Below are 19,517 nucleotides of genomic sequence, written 5' to 3' on the forward strand. Positions count from 1 at the left end.
TTGCCCCTAAGCCGAAGTTCCCTGAAGTGCGACCCAAGGGCGATTTACTCGCCCATTGGAAAGCGCACTTTGGCCGAAGTTACCTATTGCCCTGTTTAAGGGGGGTAATGGGGTGATCGCCTTTTCCCTTATTTTCAACTAACTCGTACACTATTAATATTAGGAGACTATTTTGGTTAGCACTACCTCGTTTAAAACCACTAAATCACAAGAAATTTTCAGCGCCGCCCAGGAGCTAATGCCAGGAGGGGTCAGCTCCCCAGTCAGAGCCTTTAAATCAGTAGGCGGAGAACCGATTGTATTTGACCAAGTTAAAGGAGCATACATCTGGGATGTAGATGGCAACCAGTACATTGACTATGTAGGTACCTGGGGACCAGCCATTTGCGGTCATGCTCATCCGGAAGTTATTGGGGCATTGCACCAGGCTCTAGATAAGGGTACCAGTTTTGGAGCTCCCTCGGCCCTAGAAAACGTGCTAGCACAAATGGTGATTGACGCTGTTCCTAGTATTGAAATGGTGCGGTTTGTTAATTCTGGGACCGAAGCCTGTATGGCCGTGCTGCGCCTGATGCGTGCCTTCACAGGACGGGACAAAATTATCAAATTTTCTGGCTGCTACCATGGTCACGCCGATATGCTGCTGGTACAAGCTGGTTCTGGAGTGGCTACTCTAGGTTTACCCGATTCCCCTGGTGTTCCTAAGTCTGCCACTGCTAATACCTTAACTGCTACCTATAATGACCTGGACGAAGTTAAAGCTTTATTTGAGCAATATCCCAATGAGATTGCTGGGGTCATCCTAGAACCTGTGGTGGGGAATTCTGGTTTCATCACTCCTGTACCTGGTTTTCTTGAAGGCTTGCGGGAAGTGACTCAAAACCATGGCGCTCTACTGGTGTTTGATGAAGTGATGACTGGCTTCCGGATTGCCTACGGTGGTGCTCAGGAGAAATTTGGCATCACTCCTGACTTGACTACCCTAGGTAAAATTATCGGTGGTGGTTTGCCCGTGGGAGCCTATGGCGGACGAAAGGATATCATGTCCATGGTGGCACCAGCTGGGCCAATGTATCAAGCCGGAACCCTGTCTGGGAATCCTTTAGCCATGACAGCAGGCATTAAAACCCTGGAGTTACTGAAAAAACCGGGTACCTATGAACAGCTAGAGACTATTACTAAAAAGCTCTCCGAGGGATTGCTGCAAATTGCTAAAGATAGCGGTCATGCAACTACTGGTGGGTACATCAGCGCTATGTTTGGCATGTTCTTTACTGGTGTTCCTGTTCACAATTTCGATGATGCCAAAACCTCTGATTTATCCAAATTCACTCCTTTCCATCGTGGCATGTTAGAGCGTGGGATCTACCTAGCCCCCTCACAATTTGAAGCAGGATTTACTTCCCTAGCTCACACCGAGGAGGATATTGACCGCACATTAGCAGCAGCTAAGGAAGTCATTTCTGGTATCAAGCCATAGTAGTCTAGAGTGTAAGCATTTAGCTATCAGCTATCAGTTATCAGCTATCAGTTATCAGCTATCAGCTATCAGCTATCAGCTATCAGCTATCAGCTATCAGCTATCAGCTATCAGCTATCAGCTATCAGCTATCAGCTATCAGCTATCAGCTATCAGCTATCAGCTATCAGCTATCAGCTTATGGGTCCCAGCGTCGAAGCCTGTGCCACGCTACTTGATTTGCTTTTGAATAAAATAAGCTGAAGGCTGACGACTGACGGCTGACGACTGACGGCTGACGGCTGACGGCTGACGGCTGACGGCTGACGGCTGATAGCTGATAACTTACTTATCGATAGTTAGTAAATTGCAAAGCAATCGGCAAATCTTCTTGCTTCAACCGCTGGATGATATTTTGTAAGTCATCCTTAGATTTGCTAGTTACTCTAACTGAATCACCTTGAATCGAGGCTTGTACTTTTTTAAATTCATCTCGAATCAATTTGGTGATTTTTTTACTATATTCTTGGCTGATGCCTTTTTTTAGCGTGATTTCTTGGCGAACACGATTACCACTAGCTGATTCTATTTTACCATAGTCGAAGATTTTTTGCGAAAGTTCCCGTTTCGCAGCTTTGGTACGAAGAACAGTATGCACAGCATCTAGGGTAAATTCACTATCAGTATTGATGGTGATAGATTCTTCTCCTAATTCGACAGTGGTTTTAGTATCTTTGAGGTCGTAACGACTTTTGATTTCACGAATAGTTTGATCCACAGCATTGACCAACTCTTGTCGATCAAAATCACTAACAATATCAAAAGAATAAGTACTAGCCATAATTAATAACGGTCAGCGGTAGGCCGTGAGCAATGGTGGCTCACTACGTGACATACTCCCGACGCTGACAAGCACGGTACAGCGCGGGCTTCTTACCAACACCATCCAACGATTCGGTTACTCGGTAAGCTTTATTAACGACACGGGATGCCCCTCCGCGCCGGAACAATACAACTCGTTCTATTTTTAGCTAGTAGGTGGCGGTTAGCTCTTAATTTGTTTTCCCTACTGTCCCTAGTATATCCCATTGGCAAGCTACGTTCCGACCCTTGCCCCGCGCTTTCCATACGACACTTACCCAATGAAGGTAAAGTGCGGGGCTTCTCGCGGTTTAGCTAACAGCTTAAAACCAAAATGGGAATTTGTTGCACCCTATACAAAATTTTTAAACCTATTGATATCAAGCCCGGTAGCATCAGTATTGGATAAGCCCATAGTCTTGGGGAGGTGGCTCAACCTGGTGGCTCTCAAGACAAATGACCAATAACTAAAACTATCAAGGCCCGAAGCAAGTGGACTTGATCTCGTCTAGCCACTGACGCTGCTTAGACTCAGAACAAACAGAGTACCACTGGAAAGAGAGCCGATGGCAAACATAAGCGATCGCCCCAAGGGAATATCGAGAATGTAAAACACCGAGTAGAAGACTCGGGCAATTACAAATGCGATCGCACAGCCGATGGCGAGGGTTGAATTCTGACCCGTAACATAGGCCATCAAAGCGGCTGCGCTAAATATAATAAAGGTTTGAACGCACCCCAGCTAAATTAAAAATTCTAGCTGGGGATTCTTATGCTAGGTTGGACTCAGATAGCTTCCATAAACTACTGAGCGTCACTGGCGTTCTCAGCGTGTGGGAGGAACTTCTGCCTTCCCAGACCCTAGTCAACTTGGCGTTAGTGAGCACGGCATACCAATATCTAGCGCCGATGTTGTAAGACGCAGATAAGTCGGCGTTGTAGCACTTGCCGTTCTTGAATCTGGCGAGGGAATACTTTTTTTTGCTACGGGAAATTAAGCCAGACCCATCAAAGCCATAAGCACTGGTGTATTTAGCGTTAACCTTGACGACAAACCCCCCTAACTCGCTAAATTTCTCGATAGCAAGTTCCACAATCCGGTCTTTACACCATTGGTGGAATCGTTGCTTTTGGACAGAGCCGTGCTTACCCGCTTTTGCCTTCCAGTTTGACAAGTCCTCAAACACAATCACCCTCACTTGATGAGCCATGGCAAAGTCTATGACAGCTTTGGATACGAATTGAGCAATGTGTTCGTTGATATGTTTGGACTTGCGATACAATCCCTTGCAGAACCCTTGAGGCAAATTCCTTTTGGTGATCTTACGGGTTTGCTTGGACTTAGTGGCAATACGCTGCTTGCGTTGGTCACGGCGGTCTATGTCTCTGGCAGGGGAAATAAATTTCCTCGCTTTTACAGTACCGTCCCGACTAACGATAGAGCAGGTCGCTGTGGTGTTAATTCCTAGGTCTACAGCACTTACCCAATCGGATTCCGGCAGTTCCTTAATTGCGATCTCGACAGGCATCGACAGATGAACCCTGCGGTCGTTAGCAATTAAGGAAGGGGACATCAGTTTGTTGTCAAGACCGAGATGGCGGCTTTTTCCAGACGTTGGAACTCGAATAGCCAATAGCCATACCCAATCCGTACCATTCCAAACCTTGAGGTCTACAGCGTTAAAATTAGCGTTATAGCGAATTTGTTGACCTTTGTACAAAGCTGGGTAGCTGTTACCGATGGCAGTAAGCTTAGGGGATTTGTCGTGTCGGTGCTTTCTATTGCCTCGTTTCCAATCCTGCCAGCGAGTCACAAAGCTGCTAACAATCCCTAATGCGTCTTGGATGGCAGCGCGTCTTAGGTAGCTGGGAAACTTGCGAAACGATGGATGGTTATTGATGGCTTTTTTGAAGTACCAACCATATTTAGGATTGGGATTATTTGCGGTCTGGTGAACCAACTTCTCCAGCGCGTTCACCCGTTCTTTGGCAGTTAACCCCAACAGGGCAGACCAATTCCCATAGGCGATTAGTACCAAAGGTTTTAGGAAATGGCGGTACTCTTCCACTGTCAGAATAGCTAAATTGCGCTGGTGGCGAGTCAAAGACAGCGACCAGACATCAGTTCTGATACTGGACGCTGTCTTTGACTTTTTGCGCTTAGTTCGCTTTTTAGCTTGCTTCTGGCCCATGGCAAAATACTTAACCAATACCATATGTATTTTAACCTGCTAAGATTTAGTTGTCAATTTAGTTGCCGAGCCCGCTCTAGGGATTTCAGGAGACTCAAGACTCGCTCCAACTCAGCATTTCGGTTGATCTATCACTTGGTACTAGTGACTAAGTTCAGAAACAATTCCCTAACAGGGGAGATGCTTGAACGCTTGGAAGACATTTTGAGGGTATCCCATGCAAAATGGGATTGTGAACTGATTGAATTTGGGGGGGAGAGTAATCACGTCCACGTTTTGTTTGAAGCTATCCCCAGTATTGACTTGGTCATTGCTAGTAAATAACCTCAAAACTGTTTCCTCTCGACTAATGCGCAAAGAGTATGCAGCCCATCTCAAACGTTTTTACTGGTCAGAAAAACCGATGTTCTGGGGTGGCAGCTATGCTTTGATTTCAGTAGGAACCCAAGCTCCATTAGAAAAGCTGATTGCATATGTCCAGAATCAGGAAAAGCCAGAATAAGGATGCTGCGCAAAGTTTATTGGTTTCGCTAACCCCACCGCGCATCAAAGATTCTAGGTGGGGACTGCGCTCAACATTTTGTTCAAAGGAGTTCTGATGTGCCCAAGTCGCTCGTTGGGCATAGGGCGGTAGCTGATCAAACATGGCGCGAGGAGCACTTTGGTCATAGCCTAGTTTGAAACGGCTGTAGCCAACTACCAGAAATGGTAGATAGATTAAAACCGTTGCCCCCACAATACAGTAAAGTAAAATTCCCGAACCGGATAGATGCATAGTCTAGCTCACACTAATCAAAATTAATCACAATTAATCACAACTAATCAAAATAGAACAGAGTAACAACCTTGTTTTGCTGTTCCGCCTCCTTACAGGTGTTGAGGAGGGTACGGCTATCATGGAATGCGAAACAAATTAACTGCTGACACCTCGCAACAATTTCGGCATTACACAAGGCACTAGCTTCAGCGAGAGACAAGGTATCATTTTGGGGGTTTTCCACCAAATGCATTACCTTCTCCAAGTATTTTCGGGATTCCAGTGGCTGTCGCTGAAGACTTTGGGGCAAAATTACCGTTAGCAAGGAGGGATCGGCTCGCATAGCACCTCGAATGGCAGCTAAGTTGGTTCCAGTGGCACCAGAGGTAATCAGACGATTACCCGCTTGCACTAAGGCATAGCTCATCATCTCAATTAGATTCTGATGGGTGATAGGAACGTGACGTGACCCCAACAAGGCAATTCGCTTAGAACCAGTTTGCTGTATGGCTGCGAGTTCCTTGGCTAATGTATCGATACTGGCGGTTTCTATTGGTTGACTCAAAGATAAAGATGTTGGTAAAGGCTGAACGACCAGGACATTTTAGCAGAACTCATCCCTCATGTCCTCCTTCAAAAGAATTTGAAGGAAAGGCAATAGGCAATAGGCATGCTAGCAATAGGCAATAGGCAATTTCCCTCAAACGTTCCTGAGAATTGCTATATTCTAAATATGTGCTATCATAATGAATGGTTTGGACGCATAGCTCAGTTGGTTAGAGCACCACGTTGACATCGTGGGGGTCACTGGTTCGAGTCCAGTTGTGTCCATATTTATTTCACTATCCACAGGTAAGCATATGCGCTACGCGCAGGCTACGCCAACAGCTATCAGCCTATGCGCTACGGGAACAGCCATTGGCCTATGGCCACGCTACCGGAACAGCTTTTGAATAAAATAAGCTGACGGCTGACCGCTGACGGCTAACCGCTGACCGCTGACTGCTGACTGCTGACTGCTGACTGCTGACTGCTTATCCCCACACTTCCCACACTCCTTACTCTACCGATGCTCCCAGGCTCGCATTTTACCGGGATTCATCAATCCATAGGGATCAACTATTTCCTTAAACCGCAACTGTTCCATATCAACGGTTTTCATACCCCCATCTTCCAAGATGTAGGTGTGGGGATTAGCAATCAATGCGCCATAGTCTTCGTGATAGCGAATAATTTCATTTAAACGGTCTTCAGAACTATACCGAACGATTTGTAGTCCCACTGGTATCAGTTTTCCTGCCACTCGCATAAATTCTAAATGCATGATCACTTCATCCCCAAAGTGGTGATACAGATGCTCCACCTGTTCCAGATTCACAAATGAGGTTTGTAAATAGGTGAGGTTGGGATCAACACTACGGGCGTGTAAGGTGGTATGATTCCAGGTGAACTCTGCTAGGCTGACTCCCTTACTAGCTTCATGGGCACTCTTCTGGTAAGTGACCTCTCCACCATACTCCCGAACTAAATCCTGGAATGGCTCTAGGGAAGATTCCGCTATCATCAGCAAGGCACAGTGCTTAGCTTCAGGAAGGTAGTTGCTGACAGCGGCAAAGTAGGATGGAATTGGCCAAGCGTGAATGCTAATCAGTTTTTTAATCAAGCCATCGGCATCACCTAAAGCTTGACCAAATCTCGCAGCAGTCATAAAGTCATCAAAGACTACAATGACTTCAGCCCAAGGATAGACTGGTCCTAGGGGTATTTCTAATTCAGTGATAATGCCGTTAGTTCCATAGGCGTGATTCACCTTCTGCACCTGATCGGACCGTAATTCGATTACACGGGGCTGGTCTTCGAGGGTGACGACTTGGACAGCATGAAGATTTCCGCGATCGCGTAATACTCCATAAGTAATGGAACCAATGCCGCCACTGCCGCCACCAATAAACCCACCAATAGTAGCAGTGCGATAGGTAGAGGGAGCCATGCGCAATTCCCAGCCAATTTTATGAGCTTCTTTGTCAAAGGCGGCTAGCTTTACCCCTGGCTGAACAGAGGCTAAACCCGGTTTAATCCAGTTAATCTGATTCATGCGGGTAGTATCGAGAATCAGACCACCGTTGAGGGGGATACACTGACCATAATTACCAGTGCCTGAGCCTCTTACGGTTAGGGGAGCTTTGTACTTAACGCAAACCCTAGCTATTTCCAGGACTTCCGCCACCGTAGTGGGACGAACTACGATATTCCCTCGTTTATCCTTAAGCTGGGATTCCAGTACGGGACTGAAGTGGTAGTAGTCTAGGGATAATTTAGCAACTTTGGTCGGGTCATCAATAATTTCTATTCCGGTAAGTTCCGAGGCTAAGGAATTCCAGTCAATAGCTTGTGGGGTTGTCATCAGAGGTTCAGGAGGTGTGGTAGAGAGAGTAAAGTATGGTAAATATTGAAAGGGTGGTCAGTGTGGCAGGTTTGGGGCGGGGATTAAAATCCACTCTAGGATATTATCTTCTACTAGGTATTTTTAGGCCGAGGTACGAGTTTTTCTATTTTAAAGTAATTTATAATCTTTAACAATCACTAAAATAGTGTCATGGAAAAAGTAGTTAACAAGATTAAAATGAAGCAACAAAAAAGCGATTTTAGCTACTGGCGAAAACAGTCTTATAAAAAACGCTTAGAAGCCCTAGAAATAATCCGTAAGCAATACCACCAATATCAATACAATAATGCTGAACCAAGACTTCAAAGAGTTTATACAATTATTAAACGATAATCAAGTAAAGTATTTAGTGATTGGTGGTTATGCAGTAGCTGTACATGGTCATCCTCGCTATACCAAATAGCAAAGGGAACAGGGAACAGGGAACAGGGAACAGGGAACAAGAGTGTGAATCTCACTTTTACCTAGACTTTAAACTAACTAAAATCTCTCTATATTTAAATCTTATGTTTACGTGATGCGCACGCTACGCCAACGAGATTTATTTTAAGCTGACGGCTGACGACTGACAGCTGACAGCTGACGATTTTGAAACCTGTTATCAGGCTAAAATCGAGGTAATCATTGACGATATACCGGTTAATTTTATTGATTTAAACAATCTTAGAAAAAATAAACAAGCATCAGGAAGGTTACAAGATTTAGCTGATTTAGAAAATTTACAAGATTGAACATCCATCCTGTTAAAATTCAGACCTGGTGGTGCGTTACGGGGCGGACTATCTCAACCCTGGCTACGAAGCGAACAATAAGGGCAAGTCCGCCCCTAACTCACCCTACGCACTAACCTTGGCCTATTGGCCACGCGATCGCGTTCAACCTTGGCCTTTGGCCACGCGATCGCGTTCAACCTTCAACCTGCTAACCTTCAACCTACTCCCTACTCCCTCACCCAATTTAAAACTTCCATAGTAAAATCTGCATAAAACTGCCACGACCTAAGGATATATAGTAAGAAACTACCAAGTGGCTGATTTTTCGATGGGTACTTACTCTACTATTCCTGTATTCTGTCTCAAGCTCGCTAGTGCTACCTTACTGTGTCTGCTCTCACCGATCTTAGCTCCAGAAAATCTGGGAGTTGCTCCAGCAGTGGCACAAACCAATCCAGACCAAGCCACTCAAGCGGAACAGTTATTCGATCGGGCAAGGTCAGAGTTTGTTAAAGGTCAGTTGCCTCAAGCCAAGGAGAGTTATCAACAACTATTGACGATTTATCGGGAATTGGGAAACTCTACAGGTGTTGCTCAAGCTCTTAATGGCCTTGGACAGGTTTACAATCTCTTATCTCAACAAAGCAAAGCTCTGGAAGTATTGCAAGAAGCTCTGAAAATTCAGCAAGGTAATGGAGACCGTAAGGGTGAAGGGGAAACCTTGACCCATATCGGAACAGTTTATTCAAGTCAGGAAGACTATGCTAAAGCTCTAGAGTTGTTGGAGCAAGCTCTAAGCATTAACCAAGAAGTAGGTAATCAGCTTGGGATTGGTTATGCACTGGTTAATCTTGGCTCAGTTTACTCCTCCCAAGGAGAGTATGACAAAGCGTTAGATAGGTTACAGCAAGGTTTGAGTATTATCAAAGAAGTAGCTAAGACTGAGAAAAGCGTACGCATTTTAGCACGCTACTATCAAGCGGAAACTTTGATTGTATTCAGCTCAGCTTACATCAGGTCAGGGAAATTGAACCAAGCTTGGGAATTTGTGGAGCAAGCTCATGCTTTGAGTCGAGAAGAGGGTTATGGATTAGGAGAAGGTGCAGCCCTGACCTTGAAGGGAGCACTCTATACCGCTCAAGGGGAATTGGATAAAGGGCTAGAAACCCTGGAGCTTGGGTTAGCCATTACTAAAGCAAGCGGTAGTCGGGGATTAGAACAGGATATCCTGTTTGTGATTGGAGGGATTTACAACCAGAAAGGAGAGTATCTCAAAGCCCTAGAGGTTTACCAGCAATCCTTAGCGATTCGGCGAGAATTGGGTAAACGTAAGCTGGAAGGGATTGTGCTCAATAATATTGGCTTAGTTTACTATAAACAGGAACAGTATGACCAAGCCATAAACTATTATCAGCAAGCTTTAGCTATTCACAGAGAACTGAAGAATCAACTTCAGGAATGGAAAACCCTTGTTAATATTGGACAAGTTTACTACAAACAGGGAAAGTATCAGCAAACCATAAACTATTACCAACGAGCCTTAGCTATTTCCAAAAAAATTGAAAATCCTACGGGAAAAGGTGCAAATCTTTGGGGGATTGGGCAAGCTTATTATGCATGGGGTAAGCCTGGCCAAGCCATAGACTACTATCAACAAGCCTTAGTTATTTTTCGAAAAATTAAAAATTACTCCCATCAAGTAAATATCCTGGGAGCGCTTGGACTAGCTCAAATCAGACAAGGAAACTATGAGAAAGCCCGGGATTCTTATCAGCAAGTCCTAGCCCTTGCCCGACAAATCAAAGACCGCTCTGAAGAAATAACTGCTCTCAATTTTATTGGGCAAGTTTACGAATCTCAGGGAAAGTATGACCAAGCTCTAGATTACTACCAGCAAGGCTTGGTTATTGCTAAAAAAATTAATGATAAAAAAAGTACTGGAACCCTCTTCAATAATATTGGGTTAGTTTACAGTAATTGGGGAAATTACAAGCAAGCCCTAGATTACTACCAGCAAGGCTTAGCCATTAGCAAAAGCTTAAACGACTCCATAGGAATTGCGACTAAACTCAACAACATTGGCTCGATATATGAAAAACAAGGGAAGTATAGTCAAGCTCTAGACTATTATCAGCAAGCTTTAGCCATTAACCAAAAGTTGGGCGATCTCGCTCGTGTACGTGTTGCTCCTAACCTCAATAATATTGGGTCAGTTTACCATAGTCAGGGTAAGTATGACAGAGCTTTAGAATACTACCAGCAAGCTTTAGTGATTCACCAAGACCTAAGCGAGCGCTCAGGGGAAGGTACTACCCTTAATAATATTGGAGAAGTTTACAAAAGTCAGGGTGAGTATGACCGAGCTTTAGAATACTACCAGCAAGCTTTAGCGATTTATAAAGACATTGGTGTAGGCTCTCAGAAAGCTACTACCCTCAATAATATTGGGGGAGTTTACCATAGTAAGGGTGAGTATGACCGAGCTTTAGAATACTACCAGCAAACTTTAGTTATTTATCAAGACCTAAGCGAACGTTCAGGGGAAGGTACTACCCTTAATAATATTGGGTTAGTTTACGATAGTCAGGGTGAGTATGACCGAGCCAATGAATACTACCAGCAAGCTTTAGTGATTCACCAAGATATTGGTGAGCGCTCAGGGGAAGCTACTACCCTAAATAATATTGGGGCAGTTTACTATGCTCGGGGTAAGTATGCTCAAGCAAAAGAATACTTCCAGCAATCTCTAGTCATTCGTAAAGACATTGGCGAGCGCTCAGGGGAAGCTAATAGCCTCAATAATATTGGGGCAGTTTACAAAAGTCAGGGTGAGTATGACCGAGCCAATGATTACTACCAGCAAGCTTTAGTTATTTATCAAGACATTGGTGAGCGCTTAGGGGAAGGTACTACCCTCAATAATATTGGCTCAGTTTACGATAATCAGGGTGAGTATGACCAAGCTAGTGAATACTACCAGCAATCTCTAGGGATTCGTCAAGACTTGGGGGATCGCTCAGGAGAAAGTACTACCCTAAATAATATTGGGAGAGTTTACAATGCTCGGGGTGAGTATGCTCAAGCACAAGAATACTTCCAGCAATCTCTAGCTATTTCCCAAAACATTGGCGTACGCTCCCTACAAGCCACTACTCTAGACAACATAGGAACAGTTTACAGTAACTGGGGAGACTATACCAAAGCCTTAAACTATCATCAGCAATCTCTAGAAATTAGCCAAGACATTGGTGACAACCAGGGAGTTGGCACGACTCTCAACAATATCGGAACAGTTTATGGTGACCAAGGGGAGTATGACCGAGCTAATGAATACTTCCAGCAAGCTCTAGCTATTCAACAAGAAATAGGTGATCCCTCAGGGGAAGCTACTACCCTGGGCAACATCGGAATAGTTTATGATGACTGGGGAAAGTATCCCAAAGCCCTAGAGTATCAGCAAAAAGCCCTAGCAATTCGTCAAGACATTGGTGACCAGGCCGGTATTGGCACCACCTATAACGCTATCGGGGTAAATTATCTGGATTTGGGGGACTATCCCCAAGCCTTGGATTACTTCAACCAAGCTAAGGCCATTTTTAATAAAATTGGGGATAAGGAAGGGATTGGGGTAACCCTAACTAACATCGGAACAGTTTACCAAAAACAGAAACAATACCCCAAGTCTCTCAAATTCTATCAGCAATCCTTGGCTATTTCCCAACAAATTGGTAATCGCCTACAGAAAGCTAACACCCTGACTACTATCGGAATAGTTTATGAAAAACTGGGAGAGTATACTAAAGCCAATGACTATCATCAACAAGCCTTAGAGATTAATCAAAAAATTGGCGTAAAAGCCGGGATTAGCTTTACCTTGTACAATATCGGAATAGTTTACGCTAACCTAGAAAACTATCCCGAGGCTTTAGCAGCTTATCAACAAGCCTTAGCCCTTTCCCGAACCCTTGGCACTCGCTTAACGGAAGGGAAAATTCTGGCTGGTATCGGTAAGTTGTATGATAGCCAAAACCAATCGGAATTAGCGATTACCTTCTTTAAACAATCGGTTAATGTCCGAGAAGGGATCCGCAAAGACTTAAAAGTTCTGCCCATTGAACAACAACAATCCTTTACCAACACTTTTGCCCAAGACTATCGCCGCTTGGCTGATTTACTGCTGCAAAAAGATCGAGTGTTAGAAGCCCTACGGGTGCTCGATTTACTGAAAGTCCAGGAGTTGGAGGATTACCTCAGTAATCTGCTAGGGAATTATAACACCGTTGATGGCATTACAGAACTGACTGAAGAACAGGAAATCCTCAAGGGTATCCAACCAATTATCGACCAAGCTATTGCCCTGGATCAAGAACTCAGTGAACTGGAAACTATTGTTACGGATAAGCGCACCCAAACCCAGCAACAGCGAATCATTCAACTTAGGAAAAATCAAGCCCAGGTCAGGAAAGACTTTCAAGATTCCCTGAAGAGTCCAGAGGTAAAAGCTTCCTTGGCAAAATTGAGGGAAACCACAGAAGCAGAAAACTTAGACCTAAAGAATTACGATCGACGATTACGAGAGCAACTCCAGCAATTGGAACAGGATGCGGTTATGTTCTATCCCCTAGTATTAGATGACCGTTTGGAATTAGTCCTAGTCACCCCTGATGCTCCCCCAATTCACCGCACGGTTAAGGCAAACCGAAAAAACGTGGAAAGAGCGATTGACAACTTCCGCCAAACCGTTGGCAATGGGAGCAATAATTACAAAATTTACGTCGAGCAACTGTACGAGTGGCTAATTAAACCGATTGAAGCTGACTTAGCCAAAGCTAATGCCAAAACTATTATTTATGCTCCTGATGGCAAATTGCGCTATATTCCCCTGGGGGCTTTGTATGATGGCGAGCAATGGTTAATTGAGCGGTTGAGAGTTAATCAGATTACTGCTCTGAGCCTAACATCCCTAGATAATAAACCCACACCACAGTTAGACGTGTTTGCGGCAGCGGTCACCAAAGAGCATAGGATTGAGATCGGGGATAAACAGCATGAATTTCCAGCCTTAGCGTTTACCAAACCAGAAGTTGAGGGTCTGGCAGAAACCTTTCCCAACACTAAGCTATTCATCGATAAACAGTTTCATGAGGATACCATTTATCAGATGAATGACTATTCCATTGTGCATCTAGCCACCCACGCTGTGTTCGAGAAAACTAAACAAGATTCATTTATTCTGTTTGGTGATGGCAGTCATGTTACCGTTGACGAGGTGGAACAATGGAATTTCCCCAATGTAGATTTAGTAGTGCTCAGTGCCTGTCAGACCGGCTTAGGGGGAGAATTGGGGGATGGCAAAGAAATCCTGGGTTTTGGTTATCTGATGCAAAATGCTGGTGCCGATGCTGCGATCGCATCCCTGTGGAGCGTGGATGACAAAGGTACCCAAGTCTTGATGAATAAATTTTATGAGGTCTTGAAACAGGGGAACGTTACTAAAGCCGAAGCCCTCCGACAAGCTCAAATTGCTTTAATTACCAAAGTAGAGTATGGTTTGGAGCATCCTTATTTTTGGGCACCGTTTATTTTAATTGGGAATGGATTATAGGGTTAACAGGTTGAAGGTTAGGAGGTTGAAGGTTGAAGGTTATGGGGTTGAAGGTTGAAGGTTGAACGCGACGCGCGTGCCAATAGGCCAAGGTTAGACGGTTGAAGGTTAGGAGGTTGAACGCGACGCGCGTGCCAATAGGCCAAGGTTAGGAGGTTGAAGGTTGAAGGTTATTTGGTTGTTCGCCCAAGGGGATTTGGTGTAGGGTAGGTTGAACGCGACGCGCGTGCCTATTGGCCAAGGTTATTTGGTTGAACGCGATCGCGTTCAACCTTCAACCTGCTAACCTTCAACCTACTCCCTACTCCCTCACCCAATTTAAAACTTCCTTAGTAAAATTCGCATAAAACTGCCACGACCTAAGGATATATAGTAAGAAACTACCAAGTGGCTGATTTTTCCATGGGTACTTACTCTACTATTCCTGTATTCTGTCTCAAGCTAGCTAGTGCTACCTTACTGTGCCTGCTCTCACCGATCTTAGCTCCAGAAAATCTGGGAGTTGCTCCAGCAGTGGCACAAAAGACTCCAGACCAAGCCACTCAAGCGGAGCAGTTATTGGATAGGGCAAGGTCAGAGTTTGTTAAAGGTCAGTTGCCTCAAGCCAAGGATAGTTATCAACAAGTGTTGAAGATTTATCGGGAATTGGGAAACTCTACAGGTGTTGCTCAAGCTCTTAATGGCCTTGGACAGGTTTACAATCTATTATCTCAACAAAGCAAAGCCCTGGAAGTATTGCAGGAAGCTTTGAAAATCCGTCAAGGTAATGGGGAGCGAAAGGAAGAAGGGGAAACCCTGACCCATATCGGAACAGTTTATCTAACTCAGGAAGAGTATCCTAAAGCTCTGGAGTTGTTGGAGCAAGCCCTAACCATTAACCAAGAAGTAGGTAATCAGCTTGGGATTGGTTATGCTCTGGTTAATCTTGGCTCAGTTTACTCCTCCCAAGGAGAGTATGACAAAGCCTTTGATAGGTTAGAGCAAGGTTTGAGTATTATCAAAGAAGTAGCTAAGACTGGGAAAAGCGTACGCATTCTAGCAGGCTACTATCAAGCCTACGCTCTGAATTGGATCGGCTCAGCTTATATCTGGTCAGGGAAATTAAACCAAGCTGGGGAGTTTCTGGAGCAAGCTCATGCCCTGAGTCGAGAAGAGGGTTATCAATTAAGGGAAGGTGTAGCCCTGACCTTGAAGGGAATATTGTATAACAATCAAGGAGAATTGGATAAAGGGCTGGAAACCCTGGAGTTGGCAAATGCCATTACTAAACCCACTGGTTTTCGGGGATTAGAACAGAATATTCTATTTTGGATTGGAGGGATTTACAACCAGAAAGGGGAGTATGTCAAAGCTATAGACTATTACCAGCAATCCCTAGCAATTCGGAAAGAATTGGGTAAGCGTAAGCTGGAAGGAATTGCCCTCAATACTATTGGCCTGGTTTACCATCAACAGAAACAATATGACCAAGCCCTCAACTATTATCAGCAAGCCTTAGCTATTCACCGGGAAGTTAAGAATCAGGCTGATGAAAGCACCACCCTTGGTAATATTGCTTACCTTTACCGCCAGCAAGAACAGTATGACCAAGCCCTCAACTATTATCAGAAAGTTTTAGCTATTCACCGCGAATTGGGTAAGCGTAAGCTGGAAGGGATTGCGCTCAATACTATTGGCGTGGTTTACTATAACCAGAAACAGTATGACCAAGCCCTCAACTATTATCAGCAAGCCTTAGCTATTCACCGGGAAGTTAAGAATCAAGTAGCAGAAAGCACTACCCTTGGTAATCTTGCCGAACTTTACCGGAACCAAGAACAGTATGACCAAGCCATTGACTATTATCAGCAAGCGTTAGCTATTCACCGGGAAGTTAAGAATCAGGCTGATGAAAGCACTACCCTTGGTAATATTGCTACACTTTACCAAAAGCAAGAACAGTATGACCAAGCCCTCAACTATTATCAGAAAGTTTTAGCTATTCACCGGGAAGTCAAGAATCAAGTTCAGGAATGGAGTACCCTTGCTAAGATTGGACAGGTTTACTACCAACAGGGAAACTATCAGCAAACCATAAACTATTATCAACAAGCCTTAGCCATTTCCAAAAAAATTGACAATCTCACAGGAGAAGGTGCAAATCTTTGGGGGATTGGGCAAGCTTATTATGCATGGGGTAAGCCGGGCCAAGCCATAGACTATTACCAACAAGCCTTAGAAATTTACCGCAAACTTAACAATACCTCGATTGAAGCATCTATCCTGGGAGGGCTTGGACTAGCTCAAATCAGCCAAGGTAAATATGACCAAGCCCTGAAGTCTTATCAGCAACTCCTTGCCATTGCCCGACAAATCAAAGAGCCTTCTCAAGAAATAATCGCTCTCAATTTTATTGGGCAAGTTTACGAATATCAGGGAAAGTATGACCAAGCCCTAAATTACTACCAGCAAGCCTTGACCATTGCCAAAGAAATTAATGACCAGAAAACTACTGTAGACCTCCTCAATAATATTGGGGTAGTTTACAGCAATTGGGGAAAGTACAACCAAGCCCTAGATTACTACCAGCAAACCTTAACTATTAGCAAAAGTTTAAACGATTCCATCAAAATTGCGACTATACTCAACAACATTGGCTGGATATATGACGGATACGGGAAGTATAGTCAAGCTCTAGACTATTATCAGCAAGCTTTAGCCATTAACCAAGAGTTGGGCGATCTCCGTCGTGATAATGTTGCTACTAATTTCACTAATATTGGGCATGTTTACCATAGTCAGGGTGAGTATGACCGAGCCAATGAATACTTCCAGCAAGCTTTAGCTATTTCTAAAGACATAGGTTATCGCTCCCAGGAAGCCAATATCCTTAATAATATTGGATCAGTTTACGATAGTCAGGGTGAGTATGACCGAGCCAATGAATACTTCCAGCAATCTCTAGCTATTTCTCAAGAAATTGGGGATCGCTCAGGGGAAAGTACTACTCTCAATAATATTGGGTTCATTGACTATGCTCGGGGTGAGTATGCTCAAGCATTAGAATACTTCCACCAAGCTTTAGTGATTCAACAAGACCTAGGGAAGCGTTTCGAGGAAGCTACTACCCTCGGCAACATCGGAACAGTTTACATTAGCTGGGGAGACTATGCCAAAGCCTTAAACTATCATCAGCAATCTCTAAAAATTAAGCAAGACATTGGTGACAAGAGGGGAGTTGGTGCCAATCTCAACAATATCGGAAGAATTTATACTGACCAAGGGGAGTATGAGCGAGGGTTAAAATACTTACAGCAAGCTCTAGCTATTCAACAAGAGATAGGCGATCGCCCCACAGAAGCTGCTAACCTGAGGAACATCGGAACAGTTTACAGTCACTGGGGAAAGTATCCCAAAGCCCTAGAATATCATCAAAAAGCCCTAGCCATTCGTCAAGACATTGGTGACCAGGCCGGTATTGGCACCACCTATAACTCTATAGGGGCAAATTATCTGGATTTGGGAGATTATTCCCAAGCCTTGGACTACTTCAACCAAGCTCAGGCCATTTTTACCAAAATTGGGGCTAAGGAAGGGATTGCAGAAACCCTGACTAACATCGGAACAGTTTACCAAAAGCAGGAAAACTATCCAAAGTCTCTAGAAAACTATCAGCAATCCTTAGCTATTTCTCAACAGATTGGTAATCGCCTAGATCAAGGTCACACCCTGACTACTATCGGAATAGTTTATGAAAAACTGGGAGAGTATACTAAAGCCAATGACTATCATCAAAAAGCCTTAGAGATTAATCAAAAAATTGGCGTAAAAGCCGGGATTAGCTTTACCTTATACAAGATCGGAATAGTTTACACTAGTCTAGGAAACTATCCCCAGGCTTTAGCAGCTTATCAACAAGCCTTAGCCCTTTCCAGAACTCTTGGTACTCGCTTAACGGAAGGGAAAATTCTAGCTGGTATCGGTAGCTTGTATGATACCCAAAACCAATCGGAATTAGCGATTACCTTCTTTAAACAATCGGTTAATGTCCGAGAAGGGATCCGCAAAGACTTAAAGGTTCTGCCCGTTGAACAACAACAATCCTTTACCAACACTGTTGCCCAAGACTATCGGCGCTTGGCTGATTTACTGCTGCAAAAAGATCGAGTGTTAGAAGCCCTACGGGTGCTCGATTTACTGAAAGTCCAGGAGTTGGAGGATTACCTCAGTAATCTGCTAGGGAATTATAACACCGTTGATGGCATTACAGAACTGACTGAAGAACAGGAAATCCTCAAGGGTATCCAACCAATTATCGACCAAGCTATTGCCCTGGATCAAGAACTCAGTGAACTGGAAACTATTGTTACGGATAAGCGCACCCAAACCCAGCAACAGCGAATCATTCAACTTAGGAAAAATCAAGCCCAGCTCAGGAAAGACTTTCAAGATTCCCTGAAGAGTCCAGAGGTAAAAGCTTCCTTGGCACAATTGAGGGAAACCACAGAAGCAGAAAACTTAGACCTAAAGAATTACGATCGACGATTACGAGAGCAACTCCAGCAATTGGAACAGGATGCGGTTATGTTCTATCCCCTAGTATTAGATGACCGTTTGGAATTAGTCCTAGTCACCCCTGATGCTCCCCCAATTCACCGCACGGTTAAGGCAAACCGAAAAAACGTGGAAAGAGCGATTGACAACTTCCGCCAAACCGTTGGCAATGGGAGCAATAATTACAAAATTTACGTCGAGCAACTGTACGAGTGGCTAATTAAACCGATTGAAGCTGACTTAGCCAAAGCTAATGCCAAAACTATTATTTATGCTCCTGATGGCAAATTGCGCTATATTCCCCTGGGGGCTTTGTATGATGGCGAGCAATGGTTAATTGAGCGGTTGAGAGTTAATCAGATTACTGCTCTGAGCCTAACATCCCTAGATAATAAACCCACACCACAGTTAGACGTGTTTGCGGCAGCGGTCACCAAAGAGCATAGGATTGAGATCGGGGATAAACAGCATGAATTTCCAGCCTTAGCGTTTACCAAACCAGAAGTTGAGGGTCTGGCAGAAACCTTTCCCAACACTAAGCTATTCATCGATAAACAGTTTCATGAGGATACCATTTATCAGATGAATGACTATTCCATTGTGCATCTAGCCACCCACGCTGTGTTCGAGAAAACTAAACAAGATTCATTTATTCTGTTTGGTGATGGCAGTCATGTTACCGTTGACGAGGTGGAACAATGGAATTTCCCCAATGTAGATTTAGTAGTGCTCAGTGCCTGTCAGACCGGCTTAGGGGGAGAATTGGGGGATGGCAAAGAAATCCTGGGTTTTGGTTATCTGATGCAAAATGCTGGTGCCGATGCTGCGATCGCATCCCTGTGGAGCGTGGATGACAAAGGTACCCAAGTCTTGATGAATAAATTTTATGAGGTCTTGAAACAGGGGAACGTTACTAAAGCCGAAGCCCTCCGACAAGCTCAAATTGCTTAA

The 19,517-nt window shown here is 44.2% G+C and carries 11 protein-coding genes, 1 tRNA gene and 2 pseudogenes; 7 read left to right on the plus strand and 7 right to left on the minus strand.

The genetic code is table 11. The features are described 5' to 3' along the window. The first annotated feature begins 172 nt into the window (after window positions 1–172). Window positions 173–1,480 carry a glutamate-1-semialdehyde 2,1-aminomutase gene (gene hemL / locus LYNGBM3L_RS05495; protein WP_008180065.1) on the plus strand — a complete coding sequence of 436 codons (1,308 nt, stop codon included), beginning with the start codon at window positions 173–175 and terminating at the stop codon, window positions 1,478–1,480. Window positions 1,481–1,808: 328 nt separating this feature from the next. Here the strand turns inward: hemL and LYNGBM3L_RS05500 are convergent, their stop codons facing one another. From LYNGBM3L_RS05500 to LYNGBM3L_RS05505, 3 genes and pseudogenes are all read right to left on the minus strand, one after another. Continuing rightward, on the minus strand, window positions 1,809–2,300 hold the full coding sequence (locus tag LYNGBM3L_RS05500; RefSeq protein WP_008180068.1) for a YajQ family cyclic di-GMP-binding protein: 492 nt from the start codon (window positions 2,298–2,300) through the stop codon (window positions 1,809–1,811). A gap of 528 nt (window positions 2,301–2,828) precedes the next feature. Then, window positions 2,829–3,050, minus strand: a pseudogene (locus LYNGBM3L_RS35930) (MAPEG family protein); the annotation flags it as partial. Window positions 3,051–3,090: 40 nt separating this feature from the next. Continuing rightward, window positions 3,091–4,536 carry an IS200/IS605 family element transposase accessory protein TnpB gene (locus LYNGBM3L_RS05505; RefSeq protein WP_008180070.1) on the minus strand — a complete coding sequence of 482 codons (1,446 nt, stop codon included), beginning with the start codon at window positions 4,534–4,536 and terminating at the stop codon, window positions 3,091–3,093. Here LYNGBM3L_RS05505 and tnpA point away from each other — a divergent pair. Then, a pseudogene (tnpA, locus tag LYNGBM3L_RS50130) lies at window positions 4,537–5,014 on the plus strand (IS200/IS605 family transposase). Here the strand turns inward: tnpA and LYNGBM3L_RS49315 are convergent. Together LYNGBM3L_RS49315 and LYNGBM3L_RS05515 are read right to left on the minus strand one after the other, a co-directional pair. Beyond that, entirely contained in the window at window positions 4,967–5,287 is a 321-nt protein-coding gene (locus tag LYNGBM3L_RS49315; RefSeq protein WP_081431909.1) for an MAPEG family protein, read from the minus strand. The pseudogene tnpA and the gene LYNGBM3L_RS49315 overlap by 48 nt on opposite strands. A 43-nt stretch (window positions 5,288–5,330) precedes the next feature. Next, window positions 5,331–5,834, minus strand: a complete 504-nt coding sequence (locus LYNGBM3L_RS05515) for a DNA-processing protein DprA (protein ID WP_008180076.1) — start codon at window positions 5,832–5,834, stop codon at window positions 5,331–5,333. Between the two features lie 192 nt (window positions 5,835–6,026). Between LYNGBM3L_RS05515 and LYNGBM3L_RS05520 the strand changes: the two genes are divergently transcribed. Then, window positions 6,027–6,100 (plus strand) — tRNA-Val (locus LYNGBM3L_RS05520). A 232-nt stretch (window positions 6,101–6,332) separates the two neighbouring features. On the opposite strand, the gene LYNGBM3L_RS05525 is transcribed toward LYNGBM3L_RS05520, so the two are convergent. Next, window positions 6,333–7,673, minus strand: coding sequence for an FAD-binding oxidoreductase (locus LYNGBM3L_RS05525; protein ID WP_008180078.1), 1,341 nt, complete (start codon window positions 7,671–7,673; stop codon window positions 6,333–6,335). Window positions 7,674–7,865: 192 nt separating this feature from the next. On the opposite strand from LYNGBM3L_RS05525, the gene LYNGBM3L_RS05530 reads away from it, so the two are divergent. The 3 genes from LYNGBM3L_RS05530 to LYNGBM3L_RS33660 all read left to right on the plus strand — a co-directional run bounded on the left by LYNGBM3L_RS05530 (window position 7,866) and on the right by LYNGBM3L_RS33660 (window position 14,033). After that, window positions 7,866–8,048, plus strand: coding sequence for a hypothetical protein (locus LYNGBM3L_RS05530; RefSeq protein ID WP_008180080.1), 183 nt, complete (start codon window positions 7,866–7,868; stop codon window positions 8,046–8,048). A 426-nt stretch (window positions 8,049–8,474) separates the two neighbouring features. Further along, on the plus strand, window positions 8,475–8,687 hold the full coding sequence (locus LYNGBM3L_RS39805; protein WP_131827171.1) for a hypothetical protein: 213 nt from the start codon (window positions 8,475–8,477) through the stop codon (window positions 8,685–8,687). Window positions 8,688–8,756: 69 nt separating this feature from the next. Further along, window positions 8,757–14,033 (plus strand): tetratricopeptide repeat protein, encoded by a 5,277-nt coding sequence (locus LYNGBM3L_RS33660; RefSeq protein ID WP_008180082.1) that lies wholly within the window; start codon window positions 8,757–8,759, stop codon window positions 14,031–14,033. Between the two features lie 17 nt (window positions 14,034–14,050). Here the strand turns inward: LYNGBM3L_RS33660 and LYNGBM3L_RS48390 are convergent, their stop codons facing one another. After that, complete coding sequence (locus tag LYNGBM3L_RS48390; RefSeq protein WP_267871989.1) at window positions 14,051–14,179, minus strand: hypothetical protein; 129 nt, start codon at window positions 14,177–14,179, stop codon at window positions 14,051–14,053. A 241-nt stretch (window positions 14,180–14,420) separates the two neighbouring features. Here LYNGBM3L_RS48390 and LYNGBM3L_RS33665 point away from each other — a divergent pair, with 241 nt between their 5' ends. Further along, a complete protein-coding gene (locus tag LYNGBM3L_RS33665; protein ID WP_229414326.1) occupies window positions 14,421–19,517 on the plus strand; it encodes a tetratricopeptide repeat protein in 5,097 nt (1,698 codons plus the stop codon).

This window comes from Moorena producens 3L (assembly GCF_000211815.1).
Classification (GTDB): Bacteria; Cyanobacteriota; Cyanobacteriia; order Cyanobacteriales; family Coleofasciculaceae; genus Moorena; species Moorena producens.